Origin of the sequence: Nocardiopsis sp. NPDC006198 (assembly GCF_040613895.1) — a bacterium.
In the GTDB taxonomy this organism is placed as follows: domain Bacteria; phylum Actinomycetota; class Actinomycetes; order Streptosporangiales; family Streptosporangiaceae; genus Nocardiopsis; species Nocardiopsis tropica.
In genome coordinates, this window is sequence record NZ_JBEXSY010000002.1 from 192,771 (window position 1) to 209,174 (window position 16,404).

Here is a 16,404-nt window from a genome sequence, read left to right on the forward strand (position 1 = left end):
TCCCTCCCCTCGTCAGGCCGGCACCGCCGCGGTCGGCCGGTCCCAGATCCGGTGTCCCCCGACCAGCCGCGCGAACTCCGCGACGCAGTCGTCGCCCGCCGCCTCCGACACGACGACCCCCAGCTCGGTGCGCGTGCCCCCGGCGGGTGCGAAGGTCCCCTCCGGGACCGGCAGGGACGCGAGGAGCCGCGTGCCCTCGCCCACCGCCGCCACCGCCTTGTGGTGCTTGTACGCCTCCAGGACGAAGTGGACGGCCACCCCGTCCTGCGCCAGGGTCTCGGCGGAGGAGGGCCCTCCCGGCACCACGACCGCGTCGTACAGGACGGAGGACACGGTCGTGTAGGCGCGGTCCACGGTGACGGGGTCCCCGGCGCCGGCGCGCACCGCGCCGTCCGTCGCGGCGAGGAGCTCCACCACCGCGCCCTCGGAGACGAGGCCGTCCCGGAACGCGTGGACGGCGGCGGCGTCCACGCCGTCGGCGACGAGTACCGCGATCTGGCGGCCCGTCAGCGAGCCGAAGGCGGTGTTGGCCATGCTGACGGCCGGTGAGGAGCGTCCGTGGTTGGGCGTCCCCTCCGTCTCGGGGGGCTCCACCCCGATCCCCTCGGCCACACGGGCCGACAGCTCGTGGTCGACGTGGTTGAGGTTGGCGACCACACGCTGGCGCACCGCGAGCTCCTCGCACTTGCCCAGCTCGAAGCGGAACCCCGCGACCAGGTGCTCGCGCTCCCAGTCGGCAAGGCTGTTGTAGAACAGCGTCGCCTGGGAGTAGTGGTCGGCGAAGCTCTCGCTCCGCACCCGGATCTTCCCGCCCTCGACCTTCTCCGCGTAGTGGCGGTAGACGCCCTCGTCGGCCAGCGCGGGGCAGCCGCCCCCCAGCGAGTTCGGGTAGTAGGAGGTCTGTCCCCGGTGCACCCGGTGCTGCGCGAAGCCGTCGCGCTGGTTGTTGCTCACCGGCGCCACCGGCCGGTTGACGGGGATCTGCTGGAAGTTGGAGCCGCCCAGGCGCAGCAGCTGGGTGTCGAGGTAGGAGAAGTTGCGGGCCTGGAGCAGCGGGTCGTTGGTGAAGTCGATCCCCGGCACCACGTTGGCCGTGTGGAAGGCGACCTGCTCGGTCTCGGCGAAGAAGTTGTCCGGGTTGCGGTCCAGGACCATCTTCCCGATGGGCCGGACCGGCACCTCCTCCTCCGGGATGATCTTGGTGGCGTCCAGCAGGTCGAAGTCGAAGGCGTGCTCGTCCTCCTCCGCCACGAGCTGCACGCCCAGCTCCCACTCGGGGTACTGGCCGCGCTCGATGGCCTCCCACAGGTCGCGCCGGTTGAAGTCGGGGTCCTTGCCCTGGATGCGCTGCGCCTCGTCCCAGACGAGGGAGTGCGTGCCGAGCAGCGGCTTCCAGTGGAACTTGACGAAGGTGCCCCTCCCCTCGGCGCTGACGAACCGGAAGGTGTGCACGCCGAACCCCTGCATGGTCCGGTAGCTGCGCGGGATCGCCCGGTCCGACATCAGCCACATCATCATGTGGGTGGTCTCGGGCTGGAGGCCGACGAAGTCCCACAGGGTGTCGTGCGCGGACTGCGCCTGCGGGATCTCGTTGTGGGGTTCGGGCTTGACCGCGTGGACGAAGTCGGGGAACTTGATGCCGTCCTGGATGAAGAAGACCGGCATGTTGTTGCCGACGAGGTCGTAGTTCCCCTGCTCGGTGTAGAACTTCACGGCGAACCCGCGCACGTCCCGCACCGTGTCGGCCGAGCCCCGCGACCCGGCGACCGTGGAGAAGCGCACGAAGACCGGTGTGGTCACGTCCGGGCCGCTCAGGAAGTGGGCCGCGGTGAGGTCGGAGAGCCCCTCGTAGGGCTGGAAGCGGCCGTAGGCCCCCGCCCCGCGCGCGTGGACGACGCGTTCGGGGATGCGCTCGTGGTCGAAGTGGGTGATCTTCTCGCGGGCGTGGAAGTCCTCCAGGAGCGTGGGGCCGCGTGCGCCGGCCCTGAGCGAGTTGTCCGTGTCGCCCACCCGCACGCCGGTCTCCGTGGTCAGCGGTTGCGCGGAATCGGTCCTCACCGAATCGAGCTGACGGTCCTTCTCGGTGCGTGCGTCGTCCATGGAAGTCCTCCGTTGGTGAGACCTCAGGTGCCGGCATAAGGGGTTTCTCCACTCACGGTGACCGGGCCGCTCCACCCCCAAACATGGTTGTCCCGCTTTTGGAGGGGAGTTCACCGCCCCGCGCGGACGTGTCCGCGGATGCCCGCACCGGGGAACGGGTTCCGCGTTGGAGGGGCGCGGAGCCGGGTAGGGGGAGCCCCACGCGAGGCGCCAGAGAGAGGAGAAGCCCATGTCCGAGACCCCACCTCCCGCGCAGAGCCAGCCGTACCCGGGGCGTACCGAGCCGATGGATCCGCAGCCCAGGGACGAGATGAGGGACTACGAGGGACGCGGTCTGCTGGAGGGCAAACGCGCCCTGATCACGGGGGGCGACTCCGGGATCGGCCGTGCCGTGGCCGTGGCGTTCGCCAAGGAGGGGGCCGACGTCGTCTTCGGCTACCTCAGCGAGGACGCCGACGCCCAGCACACCGTGGGCCTGGTCCAGGAACAGGGCCGCAAGGCCGTGGGGATCCGCGGCGACCTGGCCGACGAGTCGTTCTGCTCCCATCTGGTCGGCCGCGCGGTCGAGGAACTCGGCGGGATCGACATCCTCGTGGAGCACGCCGCCACCCAGTCGCCGGTCGAGCAGTTCACCGACCTGACCACGGAGCAGCTGCGCCGCACGTTCGACGTCAACGTGATGGGGGTGTTCTGGACCGTCCGCGAGGCGCTGGAGCACATCCCCGACGGCGGCTCGATCATCATCACCGGGTCGATCAACGGTCTGCGCGGCAACGACTCGCTCATCGACTACGCGGCGAGCAAGTCCGCGGTGATGAACCTGTCGCTCTCGCTCTCGCAGGTGCTCCGCGACCGCGGCATCCGGGTGAACTGCGTCGCTCCCGGCCCCGTCTGGACGCCGCTCATCCCGGCCACGCTCGGGGAGAAGGGCGCCGAGGGGTTCGGCGAGCAGGCGCCGATGGGGCGGGCCGCCGAACCCGACGAGATCGCCCCGTCGTACGTGTTCTTCGCCAGCGACCGCCTGTCGTCGTACTACTCGGGCGAGACCCTGGCCCCCACGGGAGGGGAGATCCAGGCCGGCTGAACCCGGGCCCGACGGACGCGGGGGCGGGGACCGTGCGGTCCCCGCCCCCGCCCGTGCGGTCCCGGGCCCCGTCCCGGCCGCGCCGCGGCCCCCGTTCAGTCGCGGCCCGGCAGGAACTCCCGTGCCTTGGCGGCGAGCCCCCGGCGCACGACGTCCGCCGCGTCCGGGTCGCCCGACACGAGCGCCCTCGCGGTGTCGACGAGCTGGTCCCACTCCACCTCCGGCGGGATGGGCGGGACGTTGCCGTCGCAGCGGACGTCGATCAGCACCGGCCCGTCGGCGGCGAGCGCCCGGCGCCAGGCCGGCGCCACCTGGTCCGGCCGGTCGACGCCGATACCGGTCATCCCGACGGACTCGGCGAAGTCCGCGTAGGACATGTCCGGCAGGTCCTGGGAGAAAGGCGTCTTGGGAGAGCCCCCCATGGCCCGCAGCTCCCAGGTGACCTGGTTGAGGTCGTTGTTGTGGAGCACGCAGACCACCAGGCGGGGGTCCTCCCACAGGTGCTGGTACCGGCGTGCGGTGAGCAGTTCCATGAGCCCGTTCATCTGCATGGCCCCGTCCCCGACCAGGGCGACGGCGGGCCGGTCCGGGGCGGCGAACTTGGCCCCGATCGCGTAGGGCACCGCGCAGCCCATGGTGGCGAGCGTTCCCGAGAGGGAGCCGCGCATACCGTGCCGCAGGCGGACGAAGCGCGCGTACCAGTTGGTCGCCGACCCGGAGTCCGCGGTCACCACGGCGTTGTCGGGCAGCAGTGGGGAGAGTTCGTGGAAGACCAGCATCGGGTTGACCGGGTCGGCCTCCAGCCGCGCCTGGCTGTCCAGGACACGCCACCACCGGGCGACGTTGTCCTCCACGGTCTCCCGCCACCGGCTCCGCGCGCGGTCGCGCCCGGCGTCGGGGGAGAGCCGGTCGCTCAGCGCGCGCAGGGTGGCGGCGGCGTCGCCCACCAGGTTGACCTCGGTCGGGTAGCGCATGCCGATGAACTTCGGATCGATGTCGATCTGGACCGCGCGCCGCCCGAAGGGCGGCAGGAACTGGGTGTAGGGCAGGTTGGACCCGATGATGACCAGGGTGTCGCAGTCGCGCATCAGCTCCCACGACGGCCGGGTGCCCAGGAGCCCGATGGACCCCGTGACGAAGGGCAGCGTGTCGTCCAGCACGTCCTTGCCCAGGAGGGCCTTGGCGATCCCCGCCCCGGTGAGGTCCGCCAGGTGCAGGACCTCGTCGACGGCGCCGCGGGCGCCCTGGCCCACCAGGAGGGCCACGCGCTCACCGGCCTCGACGACCTCGGCCGCGCGGTCCATCTCGGACTCGGGCGGCAGCACCGTGCCCCGTCCGGCGTCCGGGTCGGGCCTGCTGGAGGGCACCTCCTTGAACTCGTGCCCGGGCGGGGAGTAGTCCGCCTCCTGCACGTCGGCGGGGACGATGACGGCCGTGGGGGTCCTCTCCGCGAGCGCGGTGCGGATCGCGCGGTCCAGCACGTTGGGCAGCTGCTCGGGCACCGTCACCGTCTGGACGTAGGCCCCGGCGACGTCCTTGAACAGGCTGTGGAGGTCCACCTCCTGCTGGTAGCTGCCGCCCATGGCGCTGCGCGCCGTCTGCCCCACGATCGCCACGACGGGCACGTGGTCGAGCTTGGCGTCGTAGAGCCCGTTGAGCAGGTGGACCGCCCCCGGCCCCCCGGTCGCCAGGCAGACCCCGAACCTGCCGCCGAACTTGGCGTAGCCCACCGCCTCGAAGGCGGACATCTCCTCGTGCCTGCTCTGCACGAACCGCGGCGCCCCCTCCGTGCGCCCCATCTGCGCCACGAGTCCGTTGATGCCGTCACCGGGATAGCCGAAGATCTCGGTGACGCCCCAGTCGGACAGACGGCGCAGCAGGTGGTCGGCGACGTTCTGGGCCATCTCGCCTCCAGGTGTGGCCCGCGGGCGCGCGGCGCGCACGGCCGCCCGCCCGCGGTGCGGGTGGTACGGGTGGTGCGGTGTGTCAGGAGCGGCGGGACTTCGAGGACCCGCTCTTCCCGGAGCCCGAGGTCCGCCGGTTGCTCTCCTTGCGGAGCGCCTCGACGAGCTGGGGCTTGGTCATGGACGAGCGGCCCTGGATGCCCAGCTCCTTGGCCCGGCCGTAGAGGTGGTCCTTCGTGGCGTTGGCGTCCACCCCGCCGGCGGTGGGCAGGTCCTTGCCGCCCCTGTTGCGCCCGGCCTTCGGGTTGGCGGCCTGTGCGTCGGAGGGTCCCGACCGCTGCTTGGGCACCCAGTGGTCGCCCTGCTTCTCGAACTTGTGCTTGAGCGCCGCGATCGCCACCCGGTGGGCGCGCTCCCCTTCGCCGTACTCCTCCACCGCGGAGTCGTGCGCCTTGATCCAGGTGTCCTGGGCCTTCTTCGGTGACCGCTTCAGGGTCGCCGGGAGTTCCTTCGCACCAGGCACTGTCCTCACTCCCCGATCCTCGTTGGTTCTCGGTGCCCACCGCCCTGCCCGGGACGCGGTCGTGCAAAACACCGGGGACCGCCCCCGGCGGCGGCCGTGCGCGCCCCGGAACCGGGCGCCCCCCGCCCGACCTGCCCCGACCCAGGCACTGGTGATCCAACGGATGCACGTTCACACTGTCGACTTCATAGTGAATTAACGGAGAAACATTTCCCCGGAACCAGGTCCCATTCGATTTCCCGACCCCCTATCGGGTTTCGTAGAGGGCGCGGTAGGAGCTGGCCGGACCCCCCGTCCGAGCACATCTCCTTTCCTGATGGTTCTCCGATCCGCGTCCGCCCCAGGACTCGCGGATTCCCGCTGCACGAGAAAAGGAAAACGACGTGCTGACAATGAATCCCCCCTCCCCCGAACTCCGGGAGGACTCCGGCCGTCCGCGCTCCCGGACGGCCCGGTTCGCCGCCCGGTCGGCGATGGCCCTCGCACTGGTCGCGGGCCTCTCCGGCGGTCTCGCCTCCCCCGCCCAGGCCGCCAGTGAGTACGAGCGCGGCCCGGACCCCACCGAGCGGAGCGTCACCGCCGTCCGGGGCCACTTCGACACCGACACCGACACCGTGTCCTCCCTGGTGAGCGGTTTCGGCGGCGGCACGATCTACTACCCGACCGACACCAGCGAGGGCACGTTCGGCGGCGTGGTCATCGCCCCGGGCTACACCGCCGGGCAGTCCTCGATGTCCTGGTACGGGCACCGGATCGCCTCCCAGGGGTTCGTGGTGTTCACCATCGACACCACGACCCGCTACGACCAGCCCGACAGCCGGGGCCGCCAGCTGGACGCGGCCCTGGACTACCTGGTCGAGGACAGCGACGTGGCCGACCGCGTGGACGGCGACCGCCTGGCGGTGATGGGCCACTCCATGGGCGGCGGCGGCACGCTCGCGGTCGCCGACGACCGGCCCGAACTGCGTGCGGCGATCCCGCTGACCCCCTGGCACACCCAGAAGAGCTGGTCCGACATGGAGGTCCCGACGCTGGTCATCGGCGCCGAGAACGACAGCGTCGCTTCGGTGCGGACCCACTCCATCCCGTTCTACGAGAGCCTGCCCGGCAACCTGGACAGGGCCTACCTGGAGCTGCGGGGCGCCTCCCACTTCGCGCCCAACATGTCCAACACCGCGATCGCGAAGTACAGCATCTCCTGGCTGAAGCGGTTCGTGGACGAGGACGAGCGGTACGAGCAGTTCCTGTGCCCGGCGCCCGACACCGGGTTCGGCACGGACTTCTCCGACTACCGGGACTCCTGCCCGCACGGGTCCTGACCCGGGCCGGGCCCGTGGCCCGGACGGCGGAGAACACACAGGCGGTGGCCCGGAGGGACTTCCCTCCGGGCCACCGCCCTGTCCTACCGGTCCCGACCGCGGTCAGTCGTGGAAGTCCAGCTCCTCCGGGGGCAGCCGCTCGAAGTCGGTCTCCTCGATGCCGCCGCCCTCACGGTCGGTCACGCGGGGGCCCTGGACCATCTCGATGGTGCCGCCGGCCCGGTACTGGACGACGTACACGCCCTGGTGTCCGCCGTGGTCGCCGCCGCTGGAGGAGAAGGGCAGGAGGCCCGGCCCCTGCCACTCCTGGGCCTCCATCGCGTCGACGAGCGACTGGCGGGTGAGGTCCTGGCCGGCCGACCTGAGGACCTGGGCCACCATGACGGCCTGGGTCATGCCGAACACGTGGGTGTTGGTGACGGTCTCGCCTTCGCCGTACTCCCCGTAGACCTCCAGGAAGAACTGGGCCCACTCGTCCTCCTGGTCCTCGACGCGCGGCATGTAGCTGGTGACGAGGGCGCCGTCCAGGAACGCGTCGGCAGGGACGTCCTCGGCGTCCGTGTCCTGGGTGAACTCGGCGAGCAGGCCCTGGAGGGTCGCGGTGTCCCCGCCGATGCTGGAGATGACCCACTGCGGCTCGTAGCCGATGCTCGCCGCCTCCAGCATGGCGAGGGCGACGAACGCCGGGATGCAGGAGCAGACGACCACCTCGGCCTCGGTGCGCTCGAACTCGGCGACCTGGGCGCTGAGGTCGGACACCTCGGACTCGTAGTGCTCGCGGGCGACGACCTCGTCGGCGAGGTACTGGTCCAGGCCCGCCTGGGAGTCCTCCCCGATGTCGTCGTTCTGGTACAGGTAGCCGACGCTCTGGCCGGAGAAGTTCTCGCTGATGTACTGGCCCTGGATCTTCGCCTCCTTCGTGTAGTCGGTCTGCCAGCCGTACGTGAGCGGGTGCTCCTCGGTGTTGTTCCAGGCCAGGGCCCCGGACGACGGGAAGATGTCGGGGACGCCCTCGTCGTTGAGGTAGTCGATGACGCCGCCGTGCGTGGGCGTGCCCAGCCCGCCCACCATCGCGAAGATCTCGTCCTCCAGGACCAGCTGGCGGGTGACGTCGATGGTCTGCGCCGGGTCGTAGGCGTCGTCCTCCACCCGGTAGTCGATCTGGCGCCCGTGGATGCCGCCCTGGGCGTTGACGTAGTCGAACACGGCCCTCGCCCCCTGGGAGACCGCCAGGTATCCGGGGGCGGCGGGTCCGGTCAGGGGCTGGTGGGAGCCGAGGACGATGCTGTCGTCGGTGACGCCGGTCGACACGTCCAGGTCGACCTCGCCGCCGTCGGCGACCTCGCCCGCGCCCGTGCAGGCGGTCGCCATGACCGTCAGCGCGAGGACGGCGGCGAGTACGCCCGGTGTTCCTCTTCGCATGGTGGTTCTCCTTCGATGGGGGGTGGAGGGATCAGCGGGTCGTGGGGGGCCGCAGCCGGGCGCCCAGGCGTGTGAGCGCGCCGTGGAGCCCCAGGGGCCAGAAGCGCAGGACGAGGATGAGGACGATCCCGAAGAACACGACCGGGAGGTTGTTCTCGACGTTCCTGCCGAGTTCGAGGGAGCGGGCCAGGTCGGTGGCCCAGATCTGGAGGTAGACGACGGTGACCGCCGCCCAGAGCGCGCCCCACAGGCTGCCGATGCCGCCGAACACCAGGGCGGCGAGCAGGGTCAGGGAGAGCACGAGGGTGAAGCTGCTGGGGGTGGCGGTGCCGAGCACGTAGGCCTGCAGCCCTCCGCCGAGGCCTCCCGCGGCGGAGGCGATGACGAACGCGACCACCTTGGTCTTCCCGACGGGGACGCCCGCCATGGCGGCGGCCGTCTCGTCGTCGCGCAGGGAGCGCATGCGGCGGCCCAGGCGGCCGGAGGAGATGGTGGCGAGCACGGCGAGGCCGATGACGACGGTGGTCCACACGACGAGCGCCTTCCACTCGCTGTCGGTGAAGACCCCCTGGAGGAACGGGGGCGCCCCGGCGGTGCGGATGTTGAGCCCGTTGCTGCCGCCGAGGAACTCGTGGTAGCGGTGGGTCAGCCCGGGCAGCCCGACCGCCAGGATCAGGGTGGCCCCGGCGAGGTAGGGGCCGTGGAGGCGGGCGGTGGCCGCGCCGACCGCGATGCCCGCGACCGCCGACACGGCGACGATGATCAGCAGGTTCGCGGCGATGGGCAGCATCGGCTGGTGGAGGACGAGCAGCGTCATCGTGTAGGCGCCGATCATCATGAACGCCCCGTGGCCGAGCGACACCTGGCCGCTGCCCCCGACGAGCAGCTGCAGGCCCGCGACGGCGAGCATGGTGTAGCCGACGGCAGCCAGGCGCAGCGCGGTGAGGTCCCCGGTGACGAACAGCAGGCCCGTCACCGCAGCGAGGCCGAGCGCCGCGAACAGGAGGTGGCGCAGCGGCGAGGGCAGTGTCCGCCGACTCCGGCCGCGGGGCGTGTCGGGGCTTCCCGCGGCGTGGGCGCCGGGGCCGGTGGCGCGTTCCGCGCTCTTTCCGGTGGGCGAGGACATGGCTACACCTTCCGCGCGGTCGGACGGGACAGGATGCCGTCGGGACGCACGCTCAGGACGACGACGACGATGGCGAGGGCCGTGAGGGTGGCCAGCTCGGGGCCGGCGTACCCGGACACGTAGGACATGCCGAGGCCGATGAGCAGCCCGCCGACGACGGCGCCGAACGGGTTGTCCAGGCCGCCGATGACGGCGGCGGTGATGCCGTAGACGAACACGACGTCGAACACGTTCGGGGAGATGAACGGAGGTCCGGCGAGCATGCCCGCGAGGGCCCCGATGCAGGAGGCGATGGCCCACCCCGCGGTGAGCATCAGGCCGACCCGCACGCCGCTGAGCCGGGCGGCCTCGGGGTGGAAGGCGGCGGCCCGCATGCGCAGGCCGAGCGGGGTGAACCGGTAGAGGGCGAACAGCAGGAGGGCGACGGCGCCGACGGACACGAGGGCGAACACGCTGGACGGGGCGAAGCGGCCCACGTAGCTGAACGCGTACCGGAACCCGTGCTGCTCGTTGCCCCAGACCATGCCCACCAGGCCCTGGACGACCAGGAGGAGTCCGAGGGTGACGATGATGGCGTTGAGCTGGGAGACGCGGGCGATGGGCCTGATGACGAACCGCTCGACCGCCGCCCCGGCGACCAGCCCGGCCGTCAGCGCGGCCGCGAACCCGAGCCAGTAGGAGCCGGTGATCCCGGTGACGGTGTAGGCGGTGTAGACCGCGACCAGGGCGAGCGCGGGCTGGGCGAAGTTCACCAGGCGCGTGGCCTGGTAGATGATCACGAGGGACAGCGCCAGTGCCGCGTAGGCCGCCCCGGTCGCCAACCCGTTGAGGGTCAGGTTGATGAAGTGGGTCATGGGGGTGCTCCTCAGAAGCCCAGGTAGGCGTGGCGCGTGCGGTCGTCGGAGAGCAGTTCGGAGGAGGCGCCCTCGGCGACGACCCGCCCCTGGTTGAGCACGAACCCGGTGTCGGTGACCGCCAGCGCCCCGGCGGCGTTCTGCTCGACGAGGACGACGGTGAGCCCGGTGCGGTCCCGGAGGTCGCGCAGGAGGCCGAAGATCTGCCGCGTGACCAGGGGCGCCAGCCCGAGCGAGGGCTCGTCCAGGAGCAGGATCCGCGGCCTGCCCATGAGGGCGCGGCCGATGGCGAGCATCTGGCGCTCGCCGCCGGAGAGGGTGCTCGCGGTCTTGCCGCGCCGTTCGGCCAGGGGCGGGAAGAGCTCCATGACCTCGGTGAACGTGCTCCTGTCCCGGCGGTCGGACCGCCACAGCCCGCCCAGGCGCAGGTTCTCCTCGACGGTGAGCTCGGCGATGACGCCGCCCCCCTCGGGGACGTGGGCGAGGCCGCGGGTGATGGCCTTCTCCGCGGGGAGCCGGGTGATGTCGCCCCCGTCGAGGAGGACCCGGCCGGACGAGGAGGGGTGGAGGCCGGTGACGGTCCGCAGCAGCGTGGTCTTGCCCGCGCCGTTGGCGCCGAGCACGGCGCAGATGCCGCCGGCGGGGATGGCGAGGGAGACGCCGTCGAGGGCCCGGACGGCGCCGTAGGAGGCGCTGAGCCCCTCGACGGTGAGAAGGGGTGCCGCGGTCATCGGGGGGCTCCGTTCGTGTGGCCGGGGGCGGCGTCGTCGGAGGCGCCGAGGTAGGCCCGGGTGACGAGGGGGTCGGCCTGGACCTCCTCCGGCGTCCCCGTGGAGATGACCCGGCCGAAGTCGAGGACGACGATGCGGTCGCAGACGCGCATGACCAGGTCCATGTGGTGTTCGACCAGGACCACGGCCATGTCCCGGCTGAAGCCGCGGATCTGCTCGGCGAGGGCGTCGATCTGCGTCCCGGACAGCCCGCTGGCGGGTTCGTCCAGGAGGAGGAGTTCGGGTTCGCCGACGCAGGCGCGGGCCAGGGCGACCTGCTTCTGCAGGCCGTAGGGGAGGGTGCCGGGGAGCCGGTGCGCGTGCTCGGCGATCCCGAACCCCTCCAGGGCGGCGAGGGCGCGGGCGCGCAGCTCCCTCTCGTCGCGGTGGTGCCGTCCGAGACCGCTGATCAGGGAGAACGCCCCTCCGGCGGCGAGGCGGTCGGCTCCGGCGACGACGTTGTCCAGGACCGTCATCATCGGGAAGAGGTTGAGGCCCTGGAAGGTGCGGGCGATGCCGGCGCGGGCGAGGTGGTGGGGCCTGCGGCCGGGCGGCGGGGCCCCCTTCCAGGTGATGGTGCCGGCGGTGGGCCGCAGCACGCCGGAGAGGACGTTGAACAGGGTGGTCTTGCCCGCGCCGTTGGGGCCGATGAGGCCGACGACGGACCCCGGCGCGACCTGGAGCCCGACGTCGTCGAGTGCGGTGAGGCCTCCGAAGCGCACGGTCACCCCGTCCGCTCTCAGGAGATGGTCCGCTGCGGTCGTTGTCATGGCTGCCTTTCTCGCGGTTGCCGACCGAAAACCCGTACCGACCAGTTGGTATGGCAGGGGTGTCCGGCGGCCCGGGGGCCGTCGGACCGGAGGGTCAGTTGAACAGGCGGGCCAGGTCCACGCGGGACCTGATGTTGAGCTTGCGGAAGATGCCGCGCAGGTGGTGCTCGACCGTGCGCGGACTGATGAACATGTGCGCGGCCACCTCGCGGTTGGTGGCCCCCTCGGCGACCAGGCGGGCGATCTGCTGCTGTTGCGCGGTCAGCTCGCCGGCCGCGTGCGGCCCGGGGTCGGGTCCGGACGCGGCGGTGCCGATGGCGCGCAGCTCGGCACGGGTCTGCCGTACCCACAGCCTCGCGCCGAAGCGCTCGAAGGTCTCCACCGCGTTGTTCAGGTGCTCGCGGGCCCGGCCGGGCAGGCGCGCCCTGCGGAGGAAGGCGCCGAACAGCAGCTGGGTGCGGGCGTGCTCGACGTCGTCGTCCCCGCACGCCCGGTGCAGGGCCAGGGCGTTCTCGAAGTGGTCGGCCGCCTCGTCGCCCGTGGCCAGGAGCCCGGAACCGCGTGCGGCCAGGGCCAGCGCGCTCGGGCTCCCCACCGACTCGGCCCAGCGCCGGTACCCGGCCAGGGACGTGCGGGCCCACTCCGTCTCGCCCATCCTGACCGCGGCCTCCACGAAGTGCGGGGCGGTCAGCAGCCGCATGGTGGGGTGGCCGTGGCCGGGGGCGGAGTGCACGAGGGAGCGCAGCCGGAAGAACGCCTCCGCCGCGTTGCCCCGGGACAGCTCCAGTACGGCGAGCGCCCACGCCGCCAGGGCCGCCGCCAGCCCGAGGCTGTTCTCGCCCGCCTGGGAGGCGACCGCGCGGGCGCGGATCCGGCAGGTGTCCACGTCGCCCTGGATGGCCGCGATCATGGCCAGCGACGCCAGGTGCTGGGTGGCCCAGATGGTCTGCCCGCTCTCGCGGGACACCCTGAGGCCGGTGAGCGCGGTACCGGCCGCGGACGGGAACCGGCCGCTCCAGAACTCGGAGAAGACCAGGAACCCCAGAGCGGCGGGGAGGGTGGCCTGTTCGCCGCGCGCCCGGCCGACCTCCGCCGCCCGGGAGGTCGCCGCGCGCACGAAGGGCGCGTCGGCCAGCCGGAGCCCGGTGATGCCCGCCCAGATCAGCTCGGAGGGCTTGGCGATCTCCGCCAGCCCGGTGGCCTCGCGCAGCAGGGGCGTGGACCCCGGGTAGTCGCCCCGGAAGGAGATCACGCACCCCTCCAGGAAGGCCGACAGCAGGCGCATCGGCGCCGGGTCGTCGGTGCGGACCAGGGAGACCGCCAGCTCGGCGGCGCGGGCGTGGCGTCCGGCGTCGCCGGCCAGGGAGGCGGAGTCGGCGGAGCGGACCAGCGCCCGCAGGGCCAGGAAGCGGTCGTGCGGGATGAGCTCGCGCCCGACGGTGTACAGCCGCTCGGCCACGTCGAGGGCGTTCTCGCCGCGCATGGCGATCTGGGCGTCGATGAAGTCGACGGTGACGCGGCGCCGGTCGGAGACCGCGAGGGGGCGCGCCTGCGACAGCAGGCGGGTGGCGCGTTCGGTGCGGCCCGCCATGTAGGCCTCGTAGGAGGCGGTGGTCAGGCGGCAGGCGCGCTCGTCGGAGTCCGGTGACAGCCAGGCGGCGCGCTCGAACGCGTGGGAGGCGGCGAGGCGGCCCTCCAGGCGCTTGGCCCGGCGGGCGGCGGCGGACACCGCCTCGAACAGGTCCGCGTCGGGGGCGCTCGTACCCGCGGCGGCGTGCAGGGAGAACTCCACGGGCGCCCGCTCCGGGTCCACCGCCCCGGCCAGCGCCCGGTGGGCGTCGCGCAGCCGCCCGGCGGGGGTGTCCTGGGCGATCGCCTCGCGGGTCAGGGGGTCCGTGAAGACGACGGCGTCGCCCTCCACCCGGACCAGGCCCCGCTCCTCCGCGGGTTCGAGGTCGGTGATGGTCGTGTCGGCCCCGCCGGAGGCGGTGAGCAGCAGGTGGACGCGGGGCGCGGTGCTGAGCGCGGCGAGCAGGAGGAGGTGGCGGGCCCGCTCGGGCAGGTCGCGGTAGGGGGCGAGGAAGTCGCCGCGCAGGCGGCCGGGCAGGCGGGGCGGGTCGGGCAGCGGCTCCTCGCCGAGGAGCTGCGCCGGGGCCAGTCCGCGCAGGTAGCCGAGGACGGCGGCCGGGTTGCCGTGGGCGGCGCGGACGAGGGAGGAGCGGACGGCGGAGGCGAGGGTGACGGGGGCGCTGTCGGTGAGGATGTCGTGCACCGCCCGCTCCTCCAGAGGGGCGAGGAGGAGTTCGGCGATGCCGGGCACGAGCGCGTCGGGGGTGGGCTCGCCCATGGTCTCGGGCAGGCGCGCCCCCGCGGGCTTGCCGTGTCCCTCGCGCGCGGTGAACAGGGCGGCGACCGGGGTGCCGCCGAGCCGGCGGGCCGTGAAGGACAGCGCGTCCAGCGAGGGGGCGTCCAGCCGGTCGGCGTCGTCCACGCAGATCAGCAGCGGCCGGCCGCGCCCGGCGGCCGTGCGGGACAGGAGTTCGGGCAGCGCCGTGTAGAGGGCGAGCCGGTCGGCGTCGGCCACCGCGCCGCGGGTGAGGGCCTCCCGGAGGAGCGGGCGCCAGGGCTCGGGGAGCCCGTCGACCTCGGCGCCGAGGGGGCGGAGCAGGCGTTGGAGTCCGGAGAAGGGGAGGCCCGCCTCGTCGGAGATACCCCCCGCGTGGAGCACGGTGAAACCACCGGCGGCGCCGCGGGCGTGGTCGAGGAGGGCCGTCTTCCCCCTGCCCGGACCGCCGGAGACGAGCAGGGCCGTGCCCCGTCCGGACCTGGCGCCGCCCAGGGCGTCGGCGAGGGCCCGCGTCTCCGTGTCACGGCCACGGAGGCGGGTGTTCGGGGGTTCGGGTTCGCTGCCTTCCACGTGCTCACATTCGCACAGCGGCCCCCCGTCACGGCAGGTGCGAAGGTCCACACTGGTCGTTTCACCGATGCCCGCACCGAGTCGCACGCGGCGGCTCCCGCGGGCCCGGGACGCCTCCCGCGGGGAACCGGGGGGCGGGTGTTCCCGGGGGTGCCCCAGCACCCACCTGCGTTTCCACACCCCCGGGAGAGTGATGTCTCTCACTCCGCACGGCGGTCCGGAGCCCCGTCGGGGATTCACCGACTCCAGGGGCGGTTATAAATCCGTAACGCGCGCGCAACGCCACACCCGCGATCCCGACAAAGAGGACAAACGAAACAACGGATAGCTCTTTGTCTTCTTCGGGACACTGTCGCGGCCGCCCTGCACGGGATATCCAGTCCGGGACACCCCCGGACAGCAGGAGGGACCGACGCCCATGGAGAACCGCTCCACGACAGCACACGGCCAGTGGTTACCGGCATCCACCCACACCCGCACCACCGCGAGAAGTCCCACGTTCGGTGTCGAGGAGGAGTTCTTCGTCGTCGATCCGCGCACCCGCCGGATCCTCTCCCGGGCGCCCGAGCTCCTGTCCCGCACCCGCATGCCGGACGAACGCCTGTCCGGGGAGTTCAGCCGCGTCCAGGTCGAGGCCAACAGCCCCGTGTGCGAGACCGCCGACGACGCCCTGCGGTTCCTCCGCGCGGCCCGCGGCGAACTGGCGCGCTCCGCCGACGAGGCCGGGCTCGCCGTGGCGGCCACGGGCACCGCCGTCATCGGCGACACCTCGGCCGCCCTCGTGAGCGACGGCCCCCGCTACGCCGACATCGCCGCGCACGCGGGAGCACTACGCACCTCCCACATCGTGTGCGGTTGCCACGTGCACGTGGGCATCCCCGACCGCGAGACCGCCGTGGCGGTGAGCGACCACCTGCGGCGCTGGCTCCCCTTCCTGGTGGCGCTGTCCGCGAACTCGCCCTTCCACGCGGGGGTCGACACCGGCTACGCGAGCTGGCGGTCCATCACCTGGAACCGGCTGCCCTCCGCCGGGCCGCCCCCCATGCTGCGCTCACTGGCCGAGCACGAGCGGGCGGTGCGGGCGCTGTCCTCCGCCGGAGCGATCCTGGACAGGCACATGGTCTACTGGGACGTCCGCCTGTCCGACCACCTGCCCACCCTGGAGATCCGGGTGGGGGACGTGGCCGCGACCGCCGAGGAGGCGCTGCTGTTCGCCGTCCTCGCCCGCGGCCTGGCCACCCGCGCGCTCGCCGACGTCCACCACGGCAGGCCCGCGCCGGAGATCACCGACCAGACCCTGCGCGCCGCCATGTGGCGCGCCGCCCGGGACGGCCTGGAGGGCAGTGTCCCCGACCCGCTCACCGGCGAGTGCCTGCCGGGGGCCTACGCCCTCGAACGGCTGTGGAACGCGGCGCTCCCCGGCCTGGGCGCCAACGGCGACGCCGACCTGGTGTCGGCGCTGCTCGACCGGGCCCGGGAGGCCGGGACGGGGGCGGCCCGCCAGCGCTCCGCGTACGCCCGGCGGGGGTACCTCACCGACGTGGTCGACCACGTCGTCCGCGGGACGCGCGAGGGCCTCTGACCCCGGCGCGGGGCCGCCGGACGTCCGGCGGCC

General features: G+C 72.9%; 12 protein-coding genes. 3 read left to right on the forward strand and 9 right to left on the reverse strand.

The features are described from left to right. Positions 1-12: 12 nt before the first annotated feature. Positions 13-2,100 (reverse strand): catalase, encoded by a 2,088-nt coding sequence (locus tag ABZ234_RS02650; RefSeq protein WP_355010724.1) that lies wholly within the window; start codon positions 2,098-2,100, stop codon positions 13-15. 229 nt (positions 2,101-2,329) lie between these two features. Here ABZ234_RS02650 and ABZ234_RS02655 point away from each other — a divergent pair, with 229 nt between their 5' ends. Further along, entirely contained in the window at positions 2,330-3,184 is an 855-nt protein-coding gene (locus ABZ234_RS02655) for an SDR family oxidoreductase (RefSeq protein WP_355010725.1), read from the forward strand. A gap of 95 nt (positions 3,185-3,279) precedes the next feature. Here ABZ234_RS02655 and ABZ234_RS02660 read toward each other — a convergent pair whose 3' ends face one another. Both ABZ234_RS02660 and ABZ234_RS02665 read right to left on the reverse strand, forming a co-directional pair. Beyond that, positions 3,280-5,088, reverse strand: a complete 1,809-nt coding sequence (locus ABZ234_RS02660) for a thiamine pyrophosphate-requiring protein (protein ID WP_355010726.1) — start codon at positions 5,086-5,088, stop codon at positions 3,280-3,282. Positions 5,089-5,170: 82 nt separating this feature from the next. Beyond that, positions 5,171-5,611, reverse strand: coding sequence for a ChaB family protein (locus ABZ234_RS02665; RefSeq protein WP_355010756.1), 441 nt, complete (start codon positions 5,609-5,611; stop codon positions 5,171-5,173). A gap of 392 nt (positions 5,612-6,003) precedes the next feature. On the opposite strand from ABZ234_RS02665, the gene ABZ234_RS02670 reads away from it, so the two are divergent. After that, positions 6,004-6,930, forward strand: a complete 927-nt coding sequence (locus ABZ234_RS02670; RefSeq protein WP_355010757.1) for a dienelactone hydrolase family protein — start codon at positions 6,004-6,006, stop codon at positions 6,928-6,930. Positions 6,931-7,032: 102 nt separating this feature from the next. On the opposite strand, the gene ABZ234_RS02675 is transcribed toward ABZ234_RS02670, so the two are convergent. The 6 genes from ABZ234_RS02675 to ABZ234_RS02700 all read right to left on the reverse strand — a co-directional run bounded on the left by ABZ234_RS02675 (position 7,033) and on the right by ABZ234_RS02700 (position 14,789). Next, on the reverse strand, positions 7,033-8,352 hold the full coding sequence (locus ABZ234_RS02675) for an ABC transporter substrate-binding protein (RefSeq protein ID WP_355010727.1): 1,320 nt from the start codon (positions 8,350-8,352) through the stop codon (positions 7,033-7,035). A 31-nt stretch (positions 8,353-8,383) separates the two neighbouring features. Further along, positions 8,384-9,478: a branched-chain amino acid ABC transporter permease gene (locus ABZ234_RS02680; RefSeq protein ID WP_355010728.1), complete on the reverse strand. Its 1,095-nt coding sequence runs from the start codon at positions 9,476-9,478 to the stop codon at positions 8,384-8,386. 2 nt (positions 9,479-9,480) lie between these two features. Next, the gene (locus ABZ234_RS02685; RefSeq protein WP_267947129.1) at positions 9,481-10,332 is read right to left on the reverse strand and encodes a branched-chain amino acid ABC transporter permease; all 852 of its coding nucleotides are present in this window, start codon (positions 10,330-10,332) and stop codon (positions 9,481-9,483) included. 11 nt (positions 10,333-10,343) lie between these two features. After that, entirely contained in the window at positions 10,344-11,063 is a 720-nt protein-coding gene (locus ABZ234_RS02690) for an ABC transporter ATP-binding protein (protein WP_355010729.1), read from the reverse strand. Next, a complete protein-coding gene (locus tag ABZ234_RS02695; RefSeq protein WP_267947131.1) occupies positions 11,060-11,872 on the reverse strand; it encodes an ABC transporter ATP-binding protein in 813 nt (270 codons plus the stop codon). Before ABZ234_RS02695 ends, ABZ234_RS02690 begins: the two co-directional genes overlap by 4 nt. A 94-nt stretch (positions 11,873-11,966) precedes the next feature. After that, on the reverse strand, positions 11,967-14,789 hold the full coding sequence (locus ABZ234_RS02700; protein ID WP_355010730.1) for an AAA family ATPase: 2,823 nt from the start codon (positions 14,787-14,789) through the stop codon (positions 11,967-11,969). A 418-nt stretch (positions 14,790-15,207) separates the two neighbouring features. Between ABZ234_RS02700 and ABZ234_RS02705 the strand changes: the two genes are divergently transcribed. Next, positions 15,208-16,371, forward strand: coding sequence for a glutamate--cysteine ligase (locus tag ABZ234_RS02705; protein WP_344179533.1), 1,164 nt, complete (start codon positions 15,208-15,210; stop codon positions 16,369-16,371). Positions 16,372-16,404: the final 33 nt, after the last annotated feature.